The organism is Kribbella sp. NPDC050470 (genome assembly GCF_044458365.1).
GTDB lineage: Bacteria > Actinomycetota > Actinomycetes > Propionibacteriales > Kribbellaceae > Kribbella.
In genome coordinates this window covers 98,527-124,639 of sequence record NZ_JBITHV010000019.1, presented here as the reverse complement: position 1 = coordinate 124,639, position 26,113 = coordinate 98,527, and the positions used below count along the sequence as shown (strand labels likewise).

Genomic DNA, 26,113 nt, shown 5'->3' with positions numbered 1-26,113 from the left:
GGGGGGGCGCCCCCCCCCCCCCGCGGGGGGTTGGGGGGGGGGGGGGGGGCCCGCGCCCCCCCCCCCCCCCCCCCCCCGGGGGGGGGGGCGGGCCCCCCCCCCCCCCCCGCCCCGCAACTCCGATCAGCGCTGATATCGGGGAGTTCGGAGCTGTTCTGCGGGGTTCGGCGCCGGTGGGGTGGCAGGCTTGGGGTATGGCGCGGAGAGGGGTTCGGCGGGTTCGCACGGCGGTGGTGATCGCTGTGCTGTTCGCGTTGCTCGCCGGGAGTGGGTACGTCGGGTGGATCGCGGTCAAGCGGTCCGAGCCAGTGGCGTTGCCGGACCCGACCGGGAACTTCCAGGTCGGCCGGCGGACGTTCGAGTGGACCGACACGACCCGCAAGGATCCGTACGGCGACGGGCAGCGGAAGCTCTCGGTGTGGGTCTGGCATCCGGTCGCGAAGGACGTCACGGGCCGCAAAGTGCAGTACGCGCCCGGCCTGTGGAGCGACCTGCACCTCAAGGCGCCGGCGTCGGTGTTCCAGGGACCGTTCGACACGCTCCAGGACCCGGCGTTCGACCGGGTCGCGGTCGCGCCCGGCCGGTTCCCGGTCGTCGTACTCATGCCGGGCCTCGGCCTGTCGGCGCCGATGTACGCCAGCCTGGCCGAGGACATCGCGAGCCACGGCTACCTGGTGGCCGGCGTGACGCCGACGTACAGCGCCGACCTCACCGTGCTGGACGGCCAGAAGGTCGAGGCCAAGGAGGACGCCCAGCCGAAGGACCTGGACGAGCAGGGCGATCTCCTCGTCAACACCTGGGCCGCCGACGCCCGGTTCGCCGGCTCGATGGTGGCGAAGCAACTGCCGAACAGTGCCGAGCCGAGCGTCGGGACGGCGTACGTCGGCCACTCGTTCGGCGGCGCGGCCGCGCTCGAGGCATGCCGGACCACCGAGCGGTGCGCGGCCGCGGCGAACCTGGACGGCAGCCCGTACGGCGAGGCCGTCAGCAAGGGTGTGCACGCGCCGATCCTGCTGCTCGGCGCCGACGACTCCTGCATCACCGGCGTCTGCGGACCGGACGCCCGGGGCGACGACGGCCGCGACCGCGCCTTGTCGTTGCTCAAGGCAAGCACTGGCACGTCGTGGTGCGCGACGGTCCCGGGGACGCGGCACTACAACTTCACCGACTACGGCACCTACTACCTCGCACTGCCGCTACGGAAGTACCTGCCTCTCGGCAGCGCCGGACCGCGGCACGCACTCCGCGTGCAGAACGGCTACATCAGCACCTTCCTCGCCCACGCCATCTACAACGCCCCGGCCCCGGGCGCTCCGGCCTGCAGCAGCTAGAGGTCGATCTCGTACGTCTGCGCGGTCAGCTCAGCGCCCCACATGTTGTGCGGTTCGGAGCTGGTCAACCGGAAGCCCCGCGACAGATAGATGTGCCGCGCGGCGACCAGCGGATCGTTCGTCCACAACACCATCCGCTTGTAGCCGGCCTCGCGAGCAAAGGCCAGGCACGTGTCGACCAACTCGACGCCGAGCCGCAGCCCGCGGGCGTCCGGCGTCACCAGCAGCAGCCGCAGCTGCGCCGTGGCCTCGTCCGGACCGCGCACGCAGAAGATGCTCCCGGCCCGCTTACCGTCCACCTCCGCGATCCACGCGGCCTCGCGTGCATCGTCGTGCTCGGTCGCGTACGCCGAGACGATCTGCGTGATCAACGCCTCGTAGGCGAACCCCCATCCGTACTCCGCCGCGTAGATCTCGGCGTGTGACTTCACCACCCAGCCGAGATCGCCCGGCTCCCCCAGTTTCCTGATCAGCTTCGGCATCAACCCTACCCAATCCACTGACACGACTGTTTCAGTAAGAGATACTAGCGGGGTGCCGACCACGAAGCCAGCCCCGTCCGCGCGCCAGCAGGAACTGCTCGAGCGCGCCTACGCGTACTCGCTCAGCCACGGCCTGGCCGACCTGTCGCTGCGCCCGCTCGCGACCGCGATCGGCTCCAGCCCGCGGGTGCTGCTGTTCCTGTTCGACAGCAAGGACGGCCTGATCCGCGCCCTGCTCGCCCGCGCCCGCGTCGACGAGCTCGAGTTGCTCCGGCAGATCGACGAGCGGTACGACGAACCACCCGGGCTGACCGCGGTCGCCCGGGAGCTGTGGACCTGGCTGGCCGCGCCCGAACGGCGGCCGCTGATGAAGTTCTGGGTCGAGGCGTACGGCCGATCGCTGGTGGCGCCGAAGGGCCCGTGGGCGGACTACGGCCGCTCCACGGTCGACGACTGGCTTGAGCTGCTCAAGGCGAGTCAGCCCGATCCCGGCACCCCCGAGGCCGAGGCGCGCCGGACCGCCGTACTCGCGATGCTCCGCGGCGCCCTGCTCGACCTGCTCGCAACCGGGGACCTCGAGCGCACGACCAGGGCGGTCGAGGACTACCTAGACAGCTAGCTCGAACGAGACCGACCGCTTGGCAATGTCGGCCTCGACGAGCTTGACCCGCACCGCCTGCCCGAGCGGCAGCGGCGTCGCGCTCGTCACCCGTCCCTCGATCGCCAGCTTGGACAGTACGACGATGCCGCGCGTGTTCTCGCGCTGGTCGACCTCGGTGATCACGCCGTCGAACTCGGACCCGACCTGCTCGGCGACCAGCCCGGCCTCGACCATACTGACGATCGACCGCTCGTACGCGTTCGCCCGGCGATCGGCGTCGTCCATGATCTTCGGGATCTCGTCCAGCGACTCGCGCGCCCACTCGGGGACGTCGGTCCCCGCGGACAGCGCGACGCAGATCTCGCCGGTCCAGCGGTCGACCAGCCGGCGCAGCGGCGCGGTGACGTGAGCGTACTCGGCCTTCATTGCCGCGTGCTCCGGCCGATCTGGCGTCGAGCCCGCGAACGCCGTGTACCCGGCGCCGCGGAACAGCACCGTGCACGCCGCCAGCATTGCCGCGTGCGCCGGCACCTTCGGATCCAGTCCGTGGATGAACGCGGCGTACGACGTCCCGTCCGGCCAGGAGATGCCGAGCGCCTTGGCAGTGTTCCCGAGCTTGCGCCGCAGGTCCTCGGGCGACTCCGGCAGCGTGCGCAGGATGCCGACCTTGCCGGCCAGCATCAGGTCCGCCGCGGCGATGCCAGTGAGTAGCGAGATCTGCGCGTTCCAGCCCTCGACCGGGAGCGGCGCGCGGAACTCCAGGCCCCAGCCGTGGTTGGAGGTGACGACCTCCTGGTCCGGGATCGGCAGGTTGACGCCGCCGCGCTCGAGCTCGAGCCTTTCACGCAGTTGGCCGACCTCGCGGAGCAGTTGCAGCGACTCCCGCGCCGTACCTGCGTCGAGGTCCTTCTGGACGCCGGCGTAGTTCAGCTTGGCGCGCGACTTCACCAGCGCCCGCTCGCAAGTGACGCCGGTGCCCTCGCCGGACGCGTCGACCTGAATCGTCCACAGCAGCGCGGGGCGGACCTGGTCGGCGAGCAGCGAGGCCGCGCCCTCGGACAGCTCCGGCGGGTGCAGCGGGGTGCGCTTGTCCGGCGCGTAGAGCGTCTCGCCGCGACGACGCGCCTCGACATCGATCGGGTCGCCGGGCTGCACGAACGCGGCGACGTCGGCGATCGCGTAGTACACCGTGTAGCCGTCGCCGTTGCGCTCGATGTGCAGCGCCTGGTCGAGGTCCATCGAGTCCGGCGGGTCGATCGTGACGAACTCGATGTCGGTCCGGTCCAGGTCCGGCAGCCGGGGGTTCTGCACCGCTTCGAGCGCCGCCGCGACCACCTCGGGCGGGAACTCGGCCGGTACGTCGAGCTCGCGCCGGATGTCCCGTAGCGACGCCCGGAACACCTCGGGGACGTCCTCGGCAAAGTGGACCCTCTGCAACGGCACGGGCGCTCTCCGTCCTTCTCAGCTGTGCGTGGACCTCAGACTAGCCGTGTCTGACGGTCCCACGCCGAGTGCCGCGCAGTAGGCGTGGGACCGTCAGACACGGCCTAGCGAGGGTTGCACGTTGAAGGATCGCAGTGACGCGAGGCCGTCGGCGTACCAGTGGATCTCGGTCACCGTTGCCGGACGCAACTCCATCCGGAACAGCGACGCCATCGGGGCCTGCAGCACCGACCGGACCATCAGCTTGATCGGCGTCACGTGGGTGACCACGACCACCGTCTTGCCCGGGTACCTGGCCAGCAGCCCGTCGCGCGCCGACCGGGCCCGCCGGGCGCACACGTCGAACGACTCACCACCGGGCGGCGCGACCGCGGTCGAGTCCAGCCAGGCGTTCAGCGCGTCCGGCCACTTCTGCTGGATCTCGGCGAACGTGTGCCCGTCCCAGTCGCCGAACGAGACCTCGATCCAGCCCTCGTCGACGACCGGCTCGAGTCCGAGACCTGCGCCGACGATCTCGGCCGTCTGCCGCGTCCGAAGCATCGGCGACGTCACGAGAGCGTCCACACCACCGATCCGGGACAGGTACTCGGCGGCCGCGTGCGCCTGCGCCCGGCCGGTGTCGCTCAGCCCGGGGTTGTCGCCGCCGGATCCGGAGAACTTCTTCTCCACGGTGTGCGGGGTCTCGCCGTGCCGCAGGAAGATCAGCTGCGTCGGCGGCTCGGCCTGCGCACCCCAGCCCTGCAACGCCTTCTGCAGGTCCGACGGCTCCTTCGCTACGGCCGGCCCGGCCGCGGTCGCCTCGGGGGTCAACGGGATCGGCACACCGTCCAGCGCCATGTTCGCGAGCGCGTCCGCGGCCGCGTTCTGCGCCCGCGGCACCCAGGTCCACTCGGTGCCGAACGGCGCCAGCCCCTGCGCCTTGATCGCGAGCGGCTGCAGGTCCGGGTGCTTGATCTTCCAGCGGCCGGCCATCTGCTCGATCACCAGCTTGGAGTCCATCCGCACCTCGATCGAGGCGTTCGGCGCGTACTCCGCGGCCAGCTCCAGCCCGGCGACCAGCCCGGAGTACTCGGCGACGTTGTTGGTCGCGATCCCGAGCGTCTTCCCGGCCTGCGCGATCACCTCGCCGGTCGCGGGATCGCGCACCAGAGCGCCGTACGCCGCTGGTCCTGGATTACCCCGTGATCCGCCATCTGCCTCGACGACGACATGGTCGAAGCTCATCCACGTCCTCGCTTCGCTCCGGGCGCGGATGAGGCACGAGGGGCGCTGTGCTTGATGATGAGCTCGCTTCGCTCCCTCATACCGCGCTCTCCGACGTGCGCACGAGGATCCGGCCGCACTCCTCACAGCGCAGTACGGCGTCCGGCGCGGCAGCCTTGATGCGGTTCAGGTCGGACGGCGCCAGCTCCATCCGGCAGCCCATGCAGCGCTTGCCGACCAGCGGCGCGGCGCCGATGCCGCCGTTGTGCTCACGGAGCCGCTGGTACTGCGTGACGAGCGCGTCCGGGAGCTCGGCGGCGACCGTGGCCCGCTTGTCGCCGAGCTGGGCCCGCTGCTCGTCGAGCTCCTTGATCACGGCGTCCCGGGTGGTCTCCAGCTCGGCCTGCCGGCCGGCGAACGCCTCGGCCCGGGTGCGCAGGTCGGCCTGCACCGCCTCGGCGGCCTCCAGCTTCTCCATCACCTCGAGCTCGGCGTCCTCCAGGTCGGAGATCCGCCGGTCCAGCGAGCCGATCTCGTGCTGCAGGTTCTCCAGGTCTCGCGGCGAGGTGACCTGGCCGGAATCGAGCCGCTGCTGGTTGCGCGCCTTGCGCTGGCGCACCTGCTCGACGTCGCTGTCGGCCTTCTTCTGTTCGCGCTGCAGGTCGCTGACCTCGGTGTCGGCGGTGACGAGGTCGCGGTCGACCACCGACTTCTCCGCGACCAGGTCGGCCAGGGCCTGGTGCTCCGGCAGCGACTTGCGTTTGTGGGCGACCTGATCCAGCTGCAGGTCGAGTTCCTGCAGGTCCAGCAACCGGCGTTGGACAGCGGGCTCGGCGTTCAGGGTCGGCTCCTTCAAGGTCGTGTCTGGTGGTTCCGCGCCGTCGCGAGGTGCCGTGCCGAGTGCCGCGCAGTAGGCGCGGAGCCACCAGACACGGCCTCCAGCAGCTTTCAGTTGTGAGAGTCTCCACGCTACTGCCTGCGCGCCACAAGCCGGGACGGTGGTCAGAAGGACTGTTCGAGGATCTGCCGACCCAGCGGCTCGAGCTGGGCCTCACGGCCGGTGTCCAGGTCACCACCGCCGCGCGGCCGCTCGAAGGCGAAGTGAACGGACAGGACCACACCAGTGCTGTCCTCGGCCCGCAGGTAAACCAGCTTGCTGTCCTCGTCCGACTGTGACGTCGAGACCAGAGCCTGGCGGCCGGCCAGTTCGACCTTGCGCGGCGCGATGCCCGCACCCACCGTCCGATCGGTCACCCCGACCCTGACCTCGAGCGCGTGACTCGGCTCGACGAACACACAGGCAGCACCCTCGACGACCGGCCGGAATCCGCTCCCGAGCACCCGCCGTACGGCGTCCTGGCTGATCGAGCACACGACGTTGCCGTCCTGGCTGCCCTGCCGGTACACCTCGACCGCACCCTTCGGCGGCTGCACCGGAACGTACGGCTCGCAGACCGGGAACTCCTTGGTGACCTCCAGATCGATACACGCACCCGGCTGCTTCGAGTCGTGGTCGGTGGGCTTCATCAGCAGCGGTGCCTGCGGCTTGGCCGCGGCCGGGAGCGGGCCGGCGAGCATCGCGATCAGCTTCACCGCCAGCCGCTTGCTGGTCGCGCAGTTCGGCGACCGCAGCACGATCTGCACCCACTTCTCGCGCGGATCCGGCTGCGCGGACGGTCCTTGGTTCCAGGTCAGCCAGCACTGCCCCTCGCCGTACGTGACACCAGCCGTCCGGCCGGCAAGGCGCACGGTCTTGGGGTAGTTCGAGGTCACCAGGTCCGGCCCGTAGCCGAGGCTGACCTCGGTGCCCTTCCGCCCGTCGACCCAATCGGTGCAGCCGTCCACGGTCAGCGTCGGGTAGCTGCCCACTTCGAACCGGCCGGTGGCGCGGCCGACGAGCTTCTCCAACGCCGTGCAGCCGTTCCAGCTCGCGAGCGGCGCCATGGCCGGAGTCGGCCGATTCAGCACCGGTACGGCGGCTGCCGCAAACGCCTCGACCGTCCGGCAGTCGAGCGGGGCCGCCTTGTCCGGCCAGTGTCCGTAGAAGCTGACCGAGCGCTGGAAGGTCACCGGCAGGGTTACCTGGCAGGAGTCCTCGTCGCCCCTCACGTACGCCTTGGCTCCGGCCACCGTGCGCAGTTCGCTGTGGAACCGGAACGAATCAGCAAGGCCGAGCTCGGCCCGGATCCAGGCGGTGCCGTGCTCGATCCGGCACTCGTGTGGATCCGTACGGCGAATCGTGGCGCCGACCGTGAAGCCGGGCGCCTTCGCCTTGGCCGGGTCCAGCAAGGCACAGGCGTCCACCTGCGCGAGCGCGGCCAGCACCCGGGCCTGGTCGCGATCGACTGGCTTGGCCGCCGGCGGGTGCACCGCTTTCGGCAGCGGAGACGGCAGCGGCGGCGGACTCGCTGAGCGATCTGGCCCGCCGAGCCCGACACAACCGGTCAGCGCAATGAGCAGGACGGAGAGCAGGCCGAGCCGGAAGATCACCGGCTCAGCCTAGGGACGAGGTGGCTCAGGCCTGTGGGTCCTGGCCGACGCGGAGGGTCCATGCGTCGGTGCAGATGGTGGAGATGTGCGTCTCGACGTCACCCTCCAGTTGCGCGCGCAGCAGGCGATCCGCGTCCTGCAGCCAAGGCCACTCGCTCGCCCAGTGCGCGACATCGACCAGCGCCGGGCCCACGTCGTACGCCCGGGCCTCGGTCGCCGGGTGATGCCGGAGATCCGCGGTGACATAGGCGTCGACCCCGGAGGCACGGACGCGGTCGAACTCCGAGTCACCCGCTCCCCCGACCACCGCGACGGTCTCGATGATCCGGTCGGGATCGCCCGACACCCGTACGCCGTGCTCGGTCCGCGGCAGGTTGTCCGCCACCAGTCGCGCGAAGTCCCGCAGCGGCAACGGCTCCCGCAGTACGCCGACCCGCCCGCCGCCGCGCTCACTCGGCAGGGCGGCGAGTTCGTAGATATCGAAGGCCGGCTCCTCGTAGGAATGGGCGGCCTTGAGCGCCTCAACCACGGCCCGCCGGTTCCGGCGCGGGACGAGCATCTCCAGCCGGTTCTCCGCGACCACCTCGATGTCGCCGACTTGCCCGATCGTCGGGTTGGCGCCTTCGAGCGGCCGGAAGGTGCCCTCGCCGGTCCCGCTCCAGGCGGCCCGGTCGTAGTCCCCGATCCGGCCCGCGCCTGCCTTGGACAGCGCGTCCAGCATGCCCTGCGTCTCCTCGACCGGGACGAACACGACGAGCTTGTCCGTCGGCTCCGCAGGCATCGCCTTGAGCGGGCGGGTGTCCTGCAAGCCGAGCGCCGCGGCGAGCGCATCGCTCACGCCCGGGTTCGCGTTGTCGGCGTTGGTGTGGCAGACGTGCAGGGCGGTGTTGCTCTTGATCAGGTCGTGGACGACGCGACCCTTGGGTGTCGTCGCGGCGACGCTGTTCACCCCGCGCAGCAGCAGCGGGTGATGCGTGACGAGCAGGTCGAAGTCACCGGCGATCGCCTCGTCCACGACCGGCCGCATCGGGTCGACAGCGAACAGAATCCGCCGTACTGGCTGGTCCGGATCCCCGGTCACCAGCCCGACCGCGTCCCAGCTCTCCGCCCACGCCGGGTCGTACAGCCGGTCGAGCACGGCAATCACATCAGCAAGCCTCGTCGTCACGAGGCCCATCCTTCCATCCATAGGGATTGTGACGGGGGCCACCGCCCGGTGCCCCCGTCACAACCACACCCGCCGGTGCCGGTGTGGTGTGGCGACCGCCCCGCCGCCTCCACCACAACCCGTTCCGGCGGTACGTCCCGGCCAAGCCACAGCCGCCAGGGGGACGACCGGGATGACCGGGACGTGTCTAGATCAGCCAGGCCGTGGTGGCACTCGGCAGCTTGTCGCCTTCGAGCGGGCCGCTGGACAGCACGACTGCAGCCTCGGGCAGCTCGATCGGAGCGGCGCCGAAGTTGGTGATGGACTGCCAGCCGCCCGGACGGATGAAGTGCAGGACGTCGTCGCCGCCCTCGACCCAGGTCAGCGAGTTGCCCGTCTGCAGCCCGCGCCGTACGGCGAGGGCCTTCCGGTAGAGGCTGAGCGTCGACTCCGGGTCGCCCTCCTGCGCCTCGACCGAGTAGCCGCCGAACCACTTCGGCTGGACCAGGTGCGAACCGCCCGAACCGAAGCCGAACGACAGTCCGCCGACAGTCCACGGGATAGGCACCCGGCAGCCGTCGCGGCCCTTCTCGGCGCCCTTCGACCGGAAGTACGCCGGGTCCTGCAGGTTCGCGGCCGGCAGTTCGCCGACCTCCTGCAGCCCCAGCTCCTCACCCTGGTACAGGTACGCCGAGCCCGGCAGCGCCAGCATCAGCAGCGTCGCCGCACGCGCCCGCCGCAGGCCGAGCTCGACGTCGACCGTCGGCTCGGTCCCGTTGCTGAGCAGCCACGCCTTGCCGTCCTGCCAGCTGCCGGACGGGTCCTTCGGCAGCCCGTAGCGGGTCGCATGCCGGACGACGTCGTGGTTGGAGAACACCCAGGTCGAGGACGAGCCGTTCTGCTCGGCCAGCGCGAGGTTGTCCTCGATCACCTGCCGGAACTTCGCGTACTCGAAGTCGGCCTGCAGCAGGTCGAAGTTGAACGCCTGCCCGAGCCCGTCGGCACTCGCATACCGGGCCCGGCGGGCGGCCGGCACGAACGCCTCGGCCACGGCCGACCGGGGCGGGTCGTACTCGTTCAGCACCGTGCGCCACTCGCGGTAGATCTCATGCACGCCGTCCTGGTCCCAGAGCGGGTGCGCCCCGTTGGACTCGGACTGTCGGGGCAGCGTGGTCTTCGAGGGGAACGGCTCGCTCAGGTTCTTCACCAGGGCGTGCGCGACGTCGACGCGGAAACCGTCGACGCCGCGGTCCGACCAGAACCTCAGCGTCTGCAGGAAGTCGGCCCGGACCTCCGGGTGCTCCCAATTCAGGTCCGGCTGCTCGGCCGCGAACAGGTGCAGGTACCACTGCCCGTCCTCGACCTGCGCCCAGGCGGACCCGCCGAACACCGAGTCCCAGTCCGACGGCGGCTCGTCGCCGTCGCCCTCGCGGAAGATGTACCGGTCCCGGGCCGGCGCGCCCTTGTCCGCCGCCAGCGCCTCGGTGAACCACTCGTGCCGGTCGGAGGTGTGGTTCGGGACGATGTCGACGATCAGCTTGATCCCCGCGTCGTGCAGCGCGCTGACGAGTACGTCGAAGTCCTCGAGGGTCCCGAGTCGCGGGTCCACGTTGCGGTAGTCGTCGACGTCGTACCCGCCGTCGGCCAGGGCGGACGGGTAGAACGGGCTCAGCCAGACCGCGTCGATACCCAGGGACGTGAGGTACGGAACACGGCTGATGATGCCCTGCAGGTCACCCATGCCGTCGCCGTTGGAGTCGGCGAAGCTGCGCGGGTAGATCTGGTAGACGACGGCTTGGCGCCACCAGTCTCGGTCGGTCGGCGACTGCGTGCTGGTCAAGAGAGCCTCACTTGGGTCGGAAGGCGCGGGGTCCAGGATGTCCAGGCGGTTGCGGGGACGTTTCCCGCTCATTTATATATACTCTAAATTTAGATTCTGCAGTATTCTGCGTCGCAGTCCACGACAGGTCAAGGGGGTTTCATGGCGAAGCCATCGGCCACTCCGCCGACCGCGACGCCGCCGATGCTGCGCCGGGTCAACGCCGGGAAGCTACTCGGCGTGCTCTCCCGCGCCGGGGTGATGACAGGAACCGGCCTGATCGAGGCGACCGGCCTGACCCGGGCGACCGTGCACGCGGTCTGCAACGACCTGATCTCGATGGGCTGGGTGGTCGAGCACGACCCCGGCCGGGACGACAGCGCGGTCGGGCGGCCGTCGCGCCGCTTCGAGTTCAACAGCCGGGCCGGCTACGTGCTCGGGATCGACATCGGCGCGGGCAAGGCCACCGTGCTGGTCGCCGACCTGCGCGGCGAGACGTTGGCCAAGGCGGTGCGCTCGGTGGCCGGCGACTCGACCGCGGCCGAGCGGACCGAGATCGTGCACGAGACCGTTGTCGAGGCGCTCGAGACCGCCCAGGTGCCGGACGCGCAGGTGCTGGCAGCCGGCGCCGGCGTCGCCGCTCCGGTCGACCGAAGCGGAAACCTCCTGGCCGACGACGAGTTCTGGCGGCGCTTCGACGCCGGGCTCGGCCGGCGGCTGACCGAGCTGCACGGCTGGCCGGTCCTCCTGGAGAACGACGCCAACCTGGCCACACTCGGCGAGCACTGGCGCGGCGAAGGCCGCAACGTCGACGACCTCGCCGTACTGCTGGCAAGTGAGCGGTTCGGCTCCGGCCTGATGGACTCCGGCCGGCTGCTGCACGGCTCTCGCGGCGGCGCCGGCGAGATGGTCTACCTCAAGCTCGTCGAGGGCGTCGGCGACACCCACGGCATCGCGCGGATCGCTCGCGAGGACGGCGCCGCAGCCGTCGCCGACCCGGCCGTGAAGACTGCGCTGCGAGCCCTGGCCGGCGACCGGCCGGTGACCGCCGAGCTGGTTTTCACCGCCGCGGACGCCGGCGACCAGGTAGCGCTGGAGATCCTGCAGCGCATCTCCGCCCGGACCGCCCGGGTGGTCGCCACGCTCGCCATTTTGTTCAACCCCGAGCTGGTCGTGATCGGCGGCGCGGTCGCCGAGGCGGCCAAGTCGCTGCTGCCGGACATCGAGCAGCAGCTGGCCGGCTTCACCTCGACACCGCCGCGCGTCGCCGTGTCGTCACTCGGCGACGCGATCGTGTCCGTCGGCGCCGTCCGGCACGCCCTGAACTACGTGGAGCAGAACGCGCTGGATCTCAGCCTCAGCTGCCGTCCCGGGTGAGGGCCCTGGCAATCGCCTCGAGCACGATCACGTTGCGGCCGGACGTCGTACCGGCGGCGATCCCTTCGGGGACGAGCTCGCGGTCCTCGGGGATGCCGGTGCACAGGACGACGGTGTTCTCGCCGCGGCCCTGCAGCAACGCGGCCAGCGCTTCACGCATCCACGGCGTGCGTACGGCATCCTGCACCGCGATCACGAGTGGACGACCGGCCGCCGCTGCCGCCGCGCGGGCGATGGCACCCTCGGACTCGGATCCGGCGCCGTCGAGGACCCGGTGCTCGCCTCGCAGGACCACCCCTTCGGAACCGGGCGCGACGCGGCTGAAGACCTCCGGAAGCCCACTGAAATAGGGGTTCCATGCCGGGTGCAGGCCTTGAGTCAGGTCGACGATGTACGGCTGCGTGCCGAGCGCGGGCAGGGTCTGGCTGGCCACGACACGGGTGGCGACCTCGCGGACCGGGGCGCCGTCGAGGCCTGGCTGGCGAGTGCGGGTCTGCAACTTCGCGGCGAGCGCGCGGACCCGGCCGGCGGCGTCGGCGAGCCGCTCGGCGTCGAGAGCGCCGTTGCCGACCGCATCGACCAGGGCCTTGGTGAGCGCCCGCGGATCGGCGGTGGCGAGCGCGACCATGGCGAGGTCGGCGCCGGCCCGGACGGAGGCGACGGTCGCGTCCTCGATCGACTGGGTCTTGGTGATCGCCTGCATCTCGAGGGCGTCGGTGGTGATCACGCCGGTGAAGCCGAGCTCCTCGCGGAGCAGCCCGGTGAGGATCCGGTGCGAGAGGGTGGCCGGTTGGTCGTCGTACGCGGAGAAGACGATGTGGGCGCTCATGATCACGTCGGCGCCGGCCGCGATGGTGGCCTTGAACGGCGCGAGCTCGACGTCGGTGACCTCGGCGATCGAGCGGTCCACCCGGGGCAGGTCGAGGTGGGAGTCCACGGTGACGTCGCCGTGGCCGGGGAAGTGCTTCGGGCAGGCGGCGATCCCGGCCTCGTGCACGCCCTCGACGAACGCGACGCCGTGCCGCGAGACGACGTCGGCGGTGGTGCCGAACGAGCGGGTGGAGATGATCGGGTTCGCCGGGTTGCTGTTCACGTCGACCGACGGGGCCAGCATCAGGTCGATGCCGAGGCTCGCCAGCGTGGCGGCGGCGTCCCGGGCCGAGGCGCGGGTCAGGTCGACGTCGTCGAGGTCGCCGAGGATCCGCGGCGAGGCCAGCGGCCACGGGTTCGCCGGGGCGAGATGGCTGAACTCGCCGCCCTCGTGGTCGATCGAGACGATCAGGTCCGGCCGCTCCGACCGCAGCGTGGCGGTCAGCGCCTGGACCTGCTCGGCGTCGGAGACGTTGCGGGTCGACAGGATGACCGCGCCGAGCCCGGCCGCGACCGCGCGGCGCAGGTCGTCCGAGGCGGTGGTCCCGTCGAAGCCGACGACCAGCGCGCCGGCTGCATCACGTTCCAGGTGATCGCTCATCCAGACACCCTCTCGCCCCGGTGGGGGAAGGCGCTACCCGAAACCGCTGTGGGTGCGCCGTCACGGACAGCTAATAATTAGCGCCGCGTGACGAGATCAGGGCGATCGTTGTCAGACTATTGTCAGACCGATTTTGAGCGTGCCAGGACGGTTTCCGGACGGATTTCTGAGACTTACCCCTCGCTGTCCGGCCCGACTACAGATAACGTTGTCTCTCGACCTGACCGCTGTCGACGGAGCCCGACACCGTGACCGCTTGCCCAGCAGACAACCGCCACTGACCCGGGGGGACGATGAGTGACGTTGCGGTGACCGCGCAGGACACGGTTCTCGGGATCGACATCGGCGGCACGAAGATGGCCGCCGCTCTCGTGTCCGCGGACGGCCGGATCGTGACCGGCGACCGGATCAGCACCCCACCTGGCGACGCCGACCAGGTGTTCGCCGCGCTGGCCGAGCTGATCGACCGGGTCCGCGGCGACGCCGAGCCACTGGCGGTCGGCATCGGTTCGGCCGGTCCGCTGGACCAGGAGCACGGGCTGGTGTCGCCGGTGAACATCACCGGCTGGCGGAACTTTCCCCTCGTTGACCGGGTGCGCGAACTGGTCGGCGACGTACCGGTGACACTCGGGGTCGACGCGCACTGCTTCGCGCTCGGCGAGTTCTGGACCGGCGCCGGGCGGGAGGCGGACACGCTGCTCGGCATCGTGGTGTCGACCGGCGTCGGCGGCGGCCTGGTGGTCGACGGCAAGCCGATGATCGGCCAGTCGGGCAACGCGGCGCACATCGGACACGTGGTGGTCGACCTGGACGGCGAGGCGTGCGCGTGCGGATCGTTCGGGTGCGTCGAGGCGTACGCGAGCGGGCCGCGGATGGTCGCCCGGGCCAAGCGCCGGGGCTGGCGAGCCGATGAGGCCGTGGACGCCGCCGTACTGGCCGCCGACGCGGCCGCCGGGGACGAGCTCGCGCTGGCGGCCTTCGACGACGGCGCGCAGGCGCTGGCCGCAGGCATCGTCGCGACCGCGGTCACCGTCGACCTCACCACCGTCGTCATCGGCGGCGGCGTCTCGAAGGCCGGCTCGGTCCTGTTCGACCCGGTCCAGGCCTGGGTCAAGCGGCTCGCCCAGCTGCCCTTCGTCACCGATCTGAGCGTTGAGCCCGCCCAATTGGACAACGCCGGCCTCCTCGGAGCCGCTCACCAGGCCTGGTCCGCCGTTCGCTGAGCCGCTGCGGACCTCCGCGCACAACTAACGCGTCCGGAAAAGGGCGTCGCGAGCAGCTTTGCGCAATTTTTACGAAGTTGCCCAGAAGTGTGTAACGACCACCCCGTCGTCTCCGATGCAACGGGTGGATGGGGTGGGGGCACGTCATCCAGGGTCGGTCGAGGGGGGCTCGGACCGACCGAACCGGCCGATCAGGGGGCCTGGATCGGCCAGAACGCGAGTGCGGCGGAGAGGAGACTCTCCGCCGCCATCGCGTGACAGGGGCAGTCGCATTGGATCAGGTGAGGTAGCAACGTTCGCCAGCGTTGTCCGAGGCAACGCTCGACCCCAAGGGATCAGTCCGGATGGACGTCGCGGTACTCCTGCTCTTCGCCGCCTTCCTCACCACTGCTGTCGTCACCACCGTCTCGCGCCGCGAGGTCGGTGAGGTCGCCGACCGCCTGTTGTTGCTGAACGTCGCCGCAGCGTGCGGCGTCGCCGCCCTGCACGGTTGCCTGCGCGGACGAGCCCTCGCCGGCTCGGATCCCGCCGCAATCGTCGCCGGCGCGGCCGCGGTCTGCTCACCGGAATCCGGTACTGGTCTGCGCCCGGGCTCGCCCCTGGGCTCCGACTCGGATTCCGGTGAGCGGGCCGACGACGGGAGCGTCGGATTCGCGCTCGCGATCTACTCCCTGCTCGTCTGCGTGATCAGCGCCTCATCGCTGTTCCGCGGCAGACCGGCGCGGAGTGCGATCGGTCCTCGGGAGGGATGAGGATCGATCGCGGGTTCTGCACCGTGGACGGTCGGCGGTGGTTGTGGGAGGGCGGCCACCGGCCCAACCCCGCCCACGGTGCAGGACAAGCTGTTACGCCTTGAGCCACTCGGGTTCGGGGAGGCGCGAGCGGTCCAGGCGGCCGTTGTCGTCGAGCGGGAGCTCCTCGATCGGGATCAGGTCGGCCGGGACCAGGTAGATCGGCAACTCCTTGCCCAGGTCGAGCATCAACCGGGCCAGGACCGCGGGATCGCTGTCCTCCAGAACGACGTACCCGAGCAGGCAGGTGTCACCGGCCGGGTCCGCGCACGCGACCACGACCGCGTCGACCACGCCGGGTTGGTCCGCGAGCACGTGCTCGGTCTCCCCCGGCTCGACCCGGTGACCGCGGATCTTCACCTGGTCGTCCGCCCGGCCGAGGTACTCCAGCGTCCCGTCCGCCCGCCAGCGACCAAGATCGCGGCTGCGGTACAGCCGGCCACCCGGGTGACCCGGGTCCGGCACGAACGCACGCTCGGTCTCGTCCGGCCGCCCGATGTAGCCCTGGGCAACGGCCGCGCCGCCGAGGTGGATCTCACCGACCGCGCCGACCGGCACCGGCCGCAAAGCCTGGTCCAGCAGGCGTACGACGACGCCCTCGACCGGCCGCCCGATCGACGGGCGGTCCTCGGCCGGGTCGACCTCGTGGATCGTGGTCACGATCGACGCCTCGACCGGGCCGTACTCGTTGAACAGCCGGCAGCCCGGGTGCGCGTCCAGGAAGTCCCGGACCTTGTGCGTCAGCACCATCGCCTCGCCACCGGCGACGATCTCGCGCAGCGCGGGCAGCTCCGGCAGCCGGCGCATCGTCGCGAGCAGCGCCGTCAGGGGGCTGAACGCCATGAACAGCCGCTCGACCTGGTGGTCCCGCAGCGCCGCGATCACCGCGTCCGGGTCGTACCGGTCGTCCTCGCCGATCAGCACCAGCGGCGCGCCGGAGGCCAGCGCGGTGAACATCTCCTGCACGTGGACGTCGAAGCCGAACGACGTCCACTGCAACGTCCGCAGCGAGCGCCGGGTCGCCAGGTAGTGCCGGATCAGGTTGACCGGGCCGCGGTGCGGAACCAGCACGCCCTTCGGGTTGCCGTTCGAGCCCGACGTGTAGATGCAGTAGGCAACGTCATCGGCAGCCGACCGGACCGGCGGCGCCTGCTGCGACCGCGGGTCGCCGTCCACCGCCGCGACCGGAACCAGCCGCAGCCCGAGCCGGTCCGCCAGCGCGGCGTCGTCACCGACCAGGGCGACCGCCGACGAGTCGTCGACCATGAACGCCCACCGCGACTCCGGCACACCGGGGTCCAGCGGCAGGTAGGCCGCACCGGACTTCAGTACGGCGAGCACCGCGACCACGAGCTCGGTGCCTCGGGCAACGCGTACGGCGACCAGCTGTCCGGGCTTGACGCCGAGGTCGACCAGTTGCCAGGCGACCGCGTTGGAGCGGCGGTCCAGCTCGGCGTACGTGAGCTCGCGGTTGCCCTGGATCAGCGCGATCGCATCGGGAGTGCGGGCGACCTGCTGCTCGAACAGCGTGTGCAGTCCACTGAGTTCGCCGGCGACTACTGCGTTCCGCCGTACTCGGCCGATCGGGCCGGCCGGGTCGATGTCGCCTTCCAGCTCGTGCAGTGTCTGCAGGTCGGATTCGATCGGCTGCATCAGGTCGGGCAGGCGGAGATGCGGTTGCGTGGTCGCGCGACGCAGTACCGCTTCCAGGTAGGCGAGCAGGCGGTCGATGGTGCTCTGCTCGAACATGCCGGTGCGGTAGTCCGCCGTACAGGTGATCCTCGCCTCGTGGTGCGTCAGCCGGAGGCGCAGGTCGAGGTGCTTCGGCAGGTCGGTGTCGCCGTCCTCGAACTCGACCAGGACCTGGAAGAGCGGGTCACGTTCCAGTACGGCGAGGTCGGTGCCGGCGTGGTCGAACGCGCCGGTGGTGACGTCGCGGACGCGGTGTGCCAGCACGCCGAGGTCGGGCTCACCGGACAGGTCTACGCGGATCGGCAGCGCTCGCTGAGGCGTGGTCGAAGTGTCGCCTTGCGGGCGGGGCGGCGCGGTCCCGATGGTCACGTCGTCCTGCGCCGCGAACCGGCCGAGCACGGTGCCGACGGCCGCGAGCATCACCATCAACGGGCTGACCTTGCGCTCCCGGCTGAACACGAAGATCGCGCCTCCGAGGTCCTCGGCCAGCTCCTTCTTGACCGACCCGACGCCCTGCTCCCCTACCGGCCGATCACCCACCAGCACCAAGGGCTCCGCGCCCGCGAGGGCCACATCCCAGTACGCCAAGTCCCGCCGCCGGGCCTCCCGCTCCTCCTCCGACAACTCGGCAACCGGAACCGGCCCACCAACCGCAGCCAGCTCCGCAACCCCAGCTTGCTTCGCTGTCTCGGTCTGCTCACCGGCTCCGGCCTGCTGGTCGGCTTGGGTCTCATCGCGGGGTTCGGCGGCCGGCTCGGGGTCCTCGTCGTCGGCTGACTCGTCGGGCTCCTGCGCCTCGGATTTCGCGGACTCCTGCGCGGGCTCGAGCAGTGCAAGCTGCTCACGCATCAGCTTGGTGACGCCGTCGACCAGCTGCCCGGCAACGCGCAACTGCTGCGACATCAACGCGGCCATCCCCGACCCCGGCAGCTCGGCCTCGCTCGTCGCAGCCGCGGCCTCGTCCACCTTCGCCGCCAGTTCCGCCAGCCCAGTACCCAGCACCGCCAGCGCCGTCCGGGCGTCAGTTGCCGGCGCCACACTGTCAACCACAGCAGGCGTCTCAGGCGATTCGTCGCCCTCGGCAACCACCTCTTCGATGACGACGGGCTCCGGCTTCGGCGCTTGAATCGCCACGGCAGTCGCCAGCTTGTGCGGCGTACTGAAGCTGCCGAGCAACTCCTCCGCCGTCAGACTGACCTCGAACCGCGCATTGATCTCCTCGACCACCGGCGCCATCGACTCCGCCGTCGCCCCCAGCTCGGCGAACGTGTGATCGACCGTCAGGTCGTAGGGATCCAGCGACAGTTCCTCGCACGTCAGGTCCAGCACCACATCGAGCGACGCGCGATAGACCTCGGCCGACACCTCGTCACCCGACAACGAGCCGGCCTGCGCCAAGTAATCCGCGTCCACCGAATGCGTCTCAGCCGGCAGCGCAAACACCGACTCGTCCGCCACATCAGCCTCGGACTCGCTCGCATCGACCTCGACCGCTTCGGCCGCCGACGGCTCGACGGGCGGATCCAACGGGATCTTCTTCACCGCAGGACCAGTCCCGCTGGCCGGCTCGAACACCACCGTCTGCGCCCGCGCCGCCCGCTCGAACGGACTCAACCGCCCAGCACCCTCGGCACCTTCGGCGACAGCAGCGGAGTTGTCGATTGGGTGATGCACCCGACGGAACGGGTACGTCGGCAACGGCACCCGCCCGCCATCGCCGTACACCTTGGACCAGGCGATCTCGGTGCCCTGCTCGTACAGCTCGGCCAGCCCGTTCATCGTCGCGAGCACCGGGTCCTGGCCGAGCCGCTGCGCCGGGATCCACGTGCTGTTCGGCGCGATCCGGCGACCGGCCGGGCTCAGTACGGCGTCCGGCCCGAGCTCGATGAACCGCCGGCACCCGGCCGCCGTCACCGCCTCGACCGCGTCACCGAACAGCACCGGCTGACGCAGCTGGCCGACCAGATAGTCGCCGTCCAGCACAGTCCCCGACTCCAGCAGCTCACCGGACCAGCTCGACACCATCGGCGTACGCAACGGCTTCAGCGTGATCTCGCGGACGATCGCCGCGAAGTCCTTGAGGATCGGGTCCACCAGCGAGCTGTGGAACGCCCGGTCCACGTCCAGCCGCTGCCACGCGACCTGCAACTGGTCCAGCTGCGCTGCCAACTGTCCGACGATCACCTCGGACCCGGTCAGCACGAACGACTGCGGACCGTTGCCTGCGGCAATCTCCACACCGGGCGTCTGCGCCAGCTCGCGAACCCGGTCCGCATCCGCCCGTACGGCGACCATCGCGCCAGGGACCGTGCCACGCTGCATGAGCTCGCCACGCTTGGCCGTCAGCCGTACTCCGTCAGCCAACGACAACGCACCGGCCACGCACAGAGCGGCGTACTCACCAACGCTATGGCCGACCACGAGCGCCGGCTGCACACCGAACGACTGCCACAACCGCGCCAACGCCAACTCGAACGCGAACAGCGCCGGCTGCGCGGTCTCCGTCGGCCACACGCCCTCCGACGAGCCGGCCGGGGTCAGCAACAGGTCGAGCAGGCTGCCGCCGAACTCCTCGGCGTACACGCGGTCGCACTCGTCCAGCACCGACCGGAACACCGGGAAACGTGCTGCAAGGCCAGCAGCCATACCGCGGCGTGCAGCACCCTGTCCGGTGAAGGCGTAGCCCAGTGGACCCGGTCCGCCGCGCGGCACTTCGGCTGCTTGAGCTGTGGCGAGCGCGTCGACCAGCTCGGCCTCTGACGAGCCGGCGACGGCGATGCGGTGCCGGTACGCCGGTCGGCCGAGTGCCGCCGTGCCAGCGAGGTCGATGAGGCGGTGACCGGTGCCGTGGCCGAGGTCGGTGCGGTACAGCTCGACCAGGTCGGCCAGTGCGTCCAGGTCGGGTGCCGACAGCGGCAGCACGACCGGTCCGTCGTCGCCACGGCGGATCTGCCGCGGCGCCTCCTCCAGAATCACGTGCGCATTGGTGCCGCCGGCATCGAGTGCGCTGACGCCGGCGCGCAACGTCGTACCGGCCTCCCAGTCGCGGGCCTCGGTGCCGATCACGAACGGGCTGCCGTCGAGGTCGAGCTGCGGGTTCGGCTCGCTGTAGTTGATCGTCGGGACCAGCATCCGGTGCTGCAGCATCAGGATGGTCTTGATCAGGCCGGCCATGCCCGCAGCGCTGTCGAGGTGGCCGATGTTCGGCTTCACCGAGCCGAGCGTGCAGAAGCCGACCTTGTCGGTGTGCCGGCGCAGCGCGGTCGTCAGCGCCTTCACCTCGGCCGAGTCCGCCGTCGTACTGCCGATCGCGTTCGCCTCGATGTAGCTCAGCGAGTCCGCCGCGAAACCGGCCCGCTCGAGCGCGCGCTCGATGAGGTCGACCTGGTTGCCGGCGGGCGCGTCCTCGCTGCTGACCGCCGTACCGCGGATGACGGCGTACACCGTGTCGCCGTCGGCAACCGCCTGGTCGAGCCGCTTGAGGAGGACCGCGGCGACGCCGTTGCCGGCGACCGTCCCGTCGGCGGTCGCGTCGAACGCGCGGACCTGACCACTCGGCGACAGGATCGACTCCGGGGACGGGCGATAACCCGTTGCCTGCGGCACCTGTACGGCGGCCGCGCCGGCGAGCGCGAGATCCGCGTCACCGGACCTCAGCGCCTGGCAGGCCAGATGTACGGCGACCAGCGACGACGACCACGCGGACTGGACCCCGATCGCCGGGCCGGTGAGACCGAGACGGTAGGCAACGCGGGCAGCCAGGGAGTCGCGGGACTGGTTCTGCTTGGCGTAGAGGTTCATGCCGGAACCGGCGAAAACGCCGACGCGGCTGGAGGTTCCGGCGTACCCGCCGTGCTCGAGCGCCTGGTAACAAACCTCGAGGAACAACCGCAGCGCCGGATCCATCAGCTCCGCTTCGCGATCCCCCAACCCGAAGAACCGCGCATCGAACGACTCCACATGGTCCAGCACCCCACTGACCGCAACCATCCCGTCATCCGGATGCCCACCCGCCAGCCGCACCTCATCCGGCGTGAACCGCCGAACGCTCCCAACCCCACCCACCAGGTTGTCCCAGAACTGCTCCAACCCCTCAGCCCCCGGAAACCGCCCCGCCAGCCCCACCACAGCCACCGGCCCAACAACAGCCGCCTTCTTCTTCTGCCCACCAACCGACCCCGCGGCCGAGACACCTTCGTCCGACGCCGCTTCCCCCACAACGCCAGCCGCCCCTACAGCCTGCCCGGCAGCCTCTTCACCGGCCTCAGTCCCGAGCTCGACGCCGCCAGCCCCCGCAGCACCCGCAACCTGCTCCGAAGGCTCAGCGACTGGCTCTGCTGCGACCCGCTTGGCGGACTCACCCGACTGAGCCAACGCCGGTACGACGGCCCCATCGCCGTCCGCCTCGGACTCAGCACCGAGGTCCCCCTCGGCGGCCGCCTCGCCCCCCGCGGCCAGTACTGCGACCTGTTCGCCGGCCTCCTCGCCCGCCTCAGCGCCCTGCCCAGCGATGACCGCCTCAGCCTCCGAGGCAACCTCACCAGCCGCAGCGCCGGCATCCGCCGCATCGTGCCCGGAAACGACCTCCGGCTCAGACGACGCAACCTCGGCACCCTGCACTGCGACCTGCTCAGCAGACTCATCGCCCGCCTCGCCCGCCTGTACTGCGACCCGCTCAGCAGACTCATCACCCGCGTCAGCCGAGCCCTCGACGGCCGCTGAATCAGCCCCGGCCTCAGGCTCGGCGCCAAGCTCCACGCCGGCGGGCGCCTCGACCTCAGCAGCTTCTGCGACCTGTTCGGCGGCCTGATCACTCTGCTCGGCGCCGTGCGCGGCAGCGACCGACTCGGCGTCCCCAGTGACCCCACCGGCAGCGGTCTCGTCATCGTCGGTTGCAGACTCGCCGACAAGCTCCGCCTCAACAGGCTCCACCTCGCCCGCCTGTACTGCGACCCGCTCGGCGGACTCAGCCGAGCCCTCGACGGCCGCCGAATCGGCCCCGGCCTCAGGCTCAGAGCTGGCGTCCACCACGGGCGACTCGACCCCAGCGGCTTGCTCCACCTGCTCCGCGGCCTGATCACTCGGCTCGGCGCCTTGTGCGGCGGTGACCGACTCAGCGTTCGCGGTGCCCTCACTGGCAGCAGCCTGGACATCCTCCGTTGCAGGCTCCGCGACAAGCTCCCGCTCAGCAGGCTCGACCTCGGCCGCCGGTCCTGCGACCAGCTCCGCGGGCACCTCGCCGGCAGCAGCCTGGTCGTCCCCCGTTGCGGGCTCTGCGACAAGCTCCGGCTCAGCAGGCTCGACCTCGGCCGCCTGTACTGCGACCGGGTCGGCGGGCTCGTCGGTCGGCTCAGCCTGGGCGGCGGGCTGGTCGGTTTCGGCCTCACGCTCGACGCTGAGATCGGTCTCCGTGGGCGACTCGCTCTCGGCGGTTGATGCGATCTGCTCCGCGGGCTGGTGACTCTGCTCGCTGACAGGCAACTCAGCTGCCGCGGTGGCCTCGCCGGCCGCAGCGTGAGCGTCCTCCGCGTCGGCCTCGGGAGCGACCTCCGGCGCGGCAGGCTGCTCGAACTCGGCGGGCTGTACTGCGACCTGCCCGGCGGACTCGTCGGTCGGCTCAGCATCAGCCTGCTCGCCGGACTCGTCGGTCGGCTCAGTATCAGCCTCGGCGGGCTGGTCGGTCGGCTCAGCCTCAGCCTGCTCGGCGGACTTGTCGATCGGCTCAGCCTCGGCCTGGGCGGCGGACTCGTCGGTAGGCTCAGCCTCGGCCTGGGCGGCGGACTCGTCGGTCGGCTCAGCCTCGGCCTGGGCGGTGGGCTGGTTGGTTTCGGCCTCGGGCCTGGCGCTGAGGTCCGCGTCGGCGGGCGACTCGATCTCGGCTGCGTGCGAGGTCTGGTCCGCGTCCGGGTCGCTCGGCTGCTCGGGCCGATCGCTCGCCTCGGCGGGCTCAGCGGTCGGGTCGGGGGTGGGCTCCGCGAGTTCACTGCTTGGTTCGGGTGCCAGCTCGGTGGTCGTCGGGTCGGCTGCAGGCTCCTGGTCGGAGGTGAGTTCTGTTTCGGCGGGTACCGCGGGATTGTCAGCCTTCGCGGTCGGCTGGGCGGGTTGCGGCGTGGCCTCGGCGCTCGTTGCAATCGTCGGAGGACCGCCGGCCGTCAGCGATACAGCCTCGGGTCCGAAGCCGGCCTCAGGTGCGGGATCGGCCTGTGGTTGGCCGCCGGGCTGGACGTCGGCGGTGAGGTCGACGTCGGCGCTGGGCTCCGTGGCGGGGCCAACCTCGGCGCTGGGCTCCGTGGCGGGGCCAACCTCGGCGCTGGGCTCCGTGGCGGGGCCATCCACGGAGTTGGGCTCGGTGGCGGTGTCCCCCTCGGAGCTGGGTTGGGCCTCGGCGGTGGGCTGGACATCGGCGGTGGGGTCTGTGCCGAGGATGGGGGCTTCTATGCGGCGGAGTTCTGTGGTGGCTTCGGGGTCTGTGGAGGGCTTGCGGGAGAAGGCTGTGCTGTCGAAGTAGGCGTCGGACTCGTCGTTGCCGTTGGCGTCCGCGTCGGGCTGACGGGTGGTATCCGCGTCGGGGGTGCTGTTGGTGCCGGGGTCGGTGGCGACCGTTGGACCGGAGGTGGAGCTGGCCTCGAAGGCGGCAGACGCGGGCTGGGGAGCGTGGTCGTGGTCAGCCTCGCTCGCGGCGGGAGTTGGCTCTCCTGCGGCGGTGGGAGCTGACTCACGCTCGGCGGCAGAGCCGGGCTCGTGTACGGCGGTGGGACCTGCCTGGCTTGTGGCGGGAGCCGACTCGTGTGCGGCGGCAGGAGTTGGCTCGTCTGCGGCTCGAGCTGACTCACTCTCGGCGGCAGGGCCCGGCTCGTGTACGGCGGCGGGAGTCGGCTCGCCCCCGGCGGAAGGGCTGCGCTCGTGTACGGCGGCAGGAGTCGGCTCGGCTGCGGTCGGGCCTGGCTCGGCTGCTGTTGCGGTTGGCTCGGCTGGGGCGGAGGGGGTTTCCGGGGCCGGTGTGGGGGTGCGGTTGGCGCCGAGGGTGGGGCGTTGGGGTGGGGTGGGGATGGATTGCTGGAGGGTTCGTTTCCAGGCCAGGCGGACTACCGGGAGTTCTTGGGTGCGTTCGGCGGGGTCTTCCTCGAGGGAGATGGGGGTGCCGGGGGTGGTGGCGTGCGGGCCTTCGCCGGTGGGGCCGGAGTGGGCGTTGGCGCCGGCGGGTTCGACGTACGGGTGGGCGGGGGTTTCCAGGGTGCCGTCGAGCCAGCGCTGGCGCAGGAGGGGACGGAGGATCTTGCCGCCCGGCGTGGTCGGGAAGTCGCGGCGGGGTACGCCGACGACCTCCGCCTCCAGGCCGAGGCGGCCCTGGATCAGGCTGCGGATCGCCTGGTCCATGCCGGGGATCGACTCCGGTGTGAGCGCGTAGAAGACGACCAGGCGGTCGGTCCCGCGCTCGGGGTCGGCAACTCCGCAGGCCGCGATCAGGCCGTGCTCCGCGCCGACCACCGAGGACGCGACCGTCTCGATGTCGTGCGCGTAGTACAGCTTGCCGGACATGATGATGCGTTCGCTGTCCCGGCCGGTGATGACTACCTGCCCGCCGGTGATGAAGCCCTGGTCGCCGGTCGCGAGCCACTTGCGCGCCGGCCAGTTGCCGATCGGGAACGCGTCCCGGTCGGCCTCCAGGTTGCCCAGGTACCCGGGCGTCACCCGCGCGGACGCGACCTGCAACTGCCCGATCCGGCCCTCCGGCAGCACCGCGCCGTTCGGCGCAACGATCCGCACGGTCGTCCCCGGCGCGGGTGCGCCGACCGACACCAGGCTGAGCACGCCCGGCGCCTCGGCCCGCGTCTTGCCCGGCCGTGCCACCGCGACCTTGCCGCTCGACGGCCGCTGGTCGACCCACTCGACGACTCCGGTCGGTGGGATCCGGACGCGGTGCACGTTCGGCGTCAGCCCCGGTCGCCCGAACGTGATCCCGGTGACCGTCTCGGTCATCCCCCACGCCGCGACGAAGGTCTCCGGTACGACGCCGAACCGGTTCGTCAGCCGGAGGAACTCGCTCATCACCGGCACGGTGATCTGCTCGCCACCGCTGACCAGGCTGCGCAGCGCGGACAGGTCCCAGTGCCGGTCCGGCTCACCGGCGATCGCCTGCGTGGCGAGCCGGTAGCCGAAGTTCGGCGACCAGGAGTGGTTGACCCGGTGCTGGTCCATCAGGTCGAGCCAGCGCAGCGGGTTGGCGAGCACCCAGTCGGTGTTGACGTGGATGTTCGTGCACCCGGTGAACACGGGCAGCAGGTGGTACAGCAAGAACGCGCCGCTGCGGTCCAGCGGCAGCCAGTTGAGCGTGGTCTGTCCAGGCCGGACCGGCAGCATCGCCGGCGTACCGGCGGCGAACTCGACCAGACCGCGGTGCGTCAGCTGAACGATCTTCGGCGCACCCGTGCTGGTCCCCGACGACGTCATCAGTACGGCGACGTCGTCGGCAGCCGGCCGGTGGAACTCCGAGGTCGGCTCGTGGCCGGCCAGCGCATCCGGGTCGAGGACGGGCAGGCCGAGGTCGTTCGGCAGGTCGGACGGGCGGCCGATCAGCACCGTCCAGCCGAGCAGGTCGGTGACCTTGCGGAGCCGCTCGCGGCCCTCCTCGGTGCGGTCGCCGCCGGCGCTCGGGGCCATCAGCAACGGCCGGATGCCGCCGAGCGTGCAGGCCCAGAACGCGGCGAAGAAGCCGACCGGCTCGGTGACGTGTACGACGGCCGGGTCGCCCGCGCGGACGCCGTTCGCCCGCAGCCCGGCCAGGATGCGCGCGGCGAGCTCGAGCAGGGTCGGGAAGTCGAGTTTGGTCTCGCGGCCGTCCGGCCCGATCTCGACCACGCCGGCGCCGCCGAAGTCGCGGGCGGCGCGCAGCAGGGCGCTCGGGAGATCACGCGGGTACCCGGCCGGAATCATCAGGGCCGGTCCGGTGCTGATCGCCGGCCGGTCCACACTGCTCCTCACCACGCCGATGCCACCACCGCGAGCAGGACCGGTACGGCGTCACGCGGGAACGCGGGCCGGA

At 71.1% G+C, this 26,113-nt stretch carries 14 protein-coding genes; 5 read left to right on the top strand and 9 right to left on the bottom strand.

Going from position 1 to position 26,113, the window contains the following annotated elements; genetic code table 11:
* The first annotated feature begins 194 nt into the window (after positions 1 to 194).
* Positions 195 to 1,331, top strand: coding sequence for a hypothetical protein (locus ACIBGM_RS42490; protein WP_396388788.1), 1,137 nt, complete (start codon positions 195 to 197; stop codon positions 1,329 to 1,331).
* Here ACIBGM_RS42490 and ACIBGM_RS42485 read toward each other — a convergent pair.
* Positions 1,328 to 1,813, bottom strand: coding sequence for a GNAT family N-acetyltransferase (locus ACIBGM_RS42485; protein ID WP_396388787.1), 486 nt, complete (start codon positions 1,811 to 1,813; stop codon positions 1,328 to 1,330). The two genes, ACIBGM_RS42490 and ACIBGM_RS42485, sit on opposite strands and share 4 nt — an antisense overlap.
* 52 nt (positions 1,814 to 1,865) lie before the next feature.
* Here ACIBGM_RS42485 and ACIBGM_RS42480 point away from each other — a divergent pair, with 52 nt between their 5' ends.
* Positions 1,866 to 2,432 carry a TetR/AcrR family transcriptional regulator gene (locus tag ACIBGM_RS42480; RefSeq protein ID WP_360520916.1) on the top strand — a complete coding sequence of 189 codons (567 nt, stop codon included), beginning with the start codon at positions 1,866 to 1,868 and terminating at the stop codon, positions 2,430 to 2,432.
* Here the strand turns inward: ACIBGM_RS42480 and ACIBGM_RS42475 are convergent.
* The 6 genes from ACIBGM_RS42475 to ACIBGM_RS42450 form a co-directional block, all read right to left on the bottom strand.
* On the bottom strand, positions 2,421 to 3,857 hold the full coding sequence (locus tag ACIBGM_RS42475; protein ID WP_360520913.1) for an RNB domain-containing ribonuclease: 1,437 nt from the start codon (positions 3,855 to 3,857) through the stop codon (positions 2,421 to 2,423). The two genes, ACIBGM_RS42480 and ACIBGM_RS42475, sit on opposite strands and share 12 nt — an antisense overlap.
* Positions 3,858 to 3,950: 93 nt before the next feature.
* Positions 3,951 to 5,081, bottom strand: coding sequence for a bifunctional RNase H/acid phosphatase (locus ACIBGM_RS42470; protein WP_396388786.1), 1,131 nt, complete (start codon positions 5,079 to 5,081; stop codon positions 3,951 to 3,953).
* 76 nt (positions 5,082 to 5,157) lie between these two features.
* Entirely contained in the window at positions 5,158 to 5,916 is a 759-nt protein-coding gene (locus tag ACIBGM_RS42465) for a zinc ribbon domain-containing protein (protein WP_396388785.1), read from the bottom strand.
* A 146-nt stretch (positions 5,917 to 6,062) separates the two neighbouring features.
* A complete protein-coding gene (locus ACIBGM_RS42460) occupies positions 6,063 to 7,550 on the bottom strand; it encodes a hypothetical protein (protein ID WP_396388784.1) in 1,488 nt (495 codons plus the stop codon).
* A gap of 25 nt (positions 7,551 to 7,575) precedes the next feature.
* Positions 7,576 to 8,718 (bottom strand): Nif3-like dinuclear metal center hexameric protein, encoded by a 1,143-nt coding sequence (locus ACIBGM_RS42455; protein WP_396388783.1) that lies wholly within the window; start codon positions 8,716 to 8,718, stop codon positions 7,576 to 7,578.
* Between the two features lie 187 nt (positions 8,719 to 8,905).
* Entirely contained in the window at positions 8,906 to 10,609 is a 1,704-nt protein-coding gene (locus tag ACIBGM_RS42450) for a glycoside hydrolase family 13 protein (protein WP_396388782.1), read from the bottom strand.
* A 69-nt stretch (positions 10,610 to 10,678) separates the two neighbouring features.
* Here ACIBGM_RS42450 and ACIBGM_RS42445 point away from each other — a divergent pair, with 69 nt between their 5' ends.
* Entirely contained in the window at positions 10,679 to 11,893 is a 1,215-nt protein-coding gene (locus ACIBGM_RS42445) for an ROK family protein (RefSeq protein WP_396388781.1), read from the top strand.
* On the opposite strand, the gene nagZ is transcribed toward ACIBGM_RS42445, so the two are convergent.
* Positions 11,874 to 13,364 carry a beta-N-acetylhexosaminidase gene (nagZ, locus tag ACIBGM_RS42440; RefSeq protein WP_396388780.1) on the bottom strand — a complete coding sequence of 497 codons (1,491 nt, stop codon included), beginning with the start codon at positions 13,362 to 13,364 and terminating at the stop codon, positions 11,874 to 11,876. The two genes, ACIBGM_RS42445 and nagZ, sit on opposite strands and share 20 nt — an antisense overlap.
* 293 nt (positions 13,365 to 13,657) lie before the next feature.
* Between nagZ and ACIBGM_RS42435 the strand changes: the two genes are divergently transcribed.
* Together ACIBGM_RS42435 and ACIBGM_RS42430 are read left to right on the top strand one after the other, a co-directional pair.
* Positions 13,658 to 14,587 (top strand): ROK family protein, encoded by a 930-nt coding sequence (locus ACIBGM_RS42435; protein ID WP_396388779.1) that lies wholly within the window; start codon positions 13,658 to 13,660, stop codon positions 14,585 to 14,587.
* Between the two features lie 344 nt (positions 14,588 to 14,931).
* Positions 14,932 to 15,339 carry a hypothetical protein gene (locus ACIBGM_RS42430; RefSeq protein WP_396388778.1) on the top strand — a complete coding sequence of 136 codons (408 nt, stop codon included), beginning with the start codon at positions 14,932 to 14,934 and terminating at the stop codon, positions 15,337 to 15,339.
* Positions 15,340 to 15,432: 93 nt separating this feature from the next.
* On the opposite strand, the gene ACIBGM_RS42425 is transcribed toward ACIBGM_RS42430, so the two are convergent.
* On the bottom strand, positions 15,433 to 26,052 hold the full coding sequence (locus tag ACIBGM_RS42425) for an amino acid adenylation domain-containing protein (RefSeq protein ID WP_396388777.1): 10,620 nt from the start codon (positions 26,050 to 26,052) through the stop codon (positions 15,433 to 15,435).
* Positions 26,053 to 26,113 lie beyond the last annotated feature (61 nt).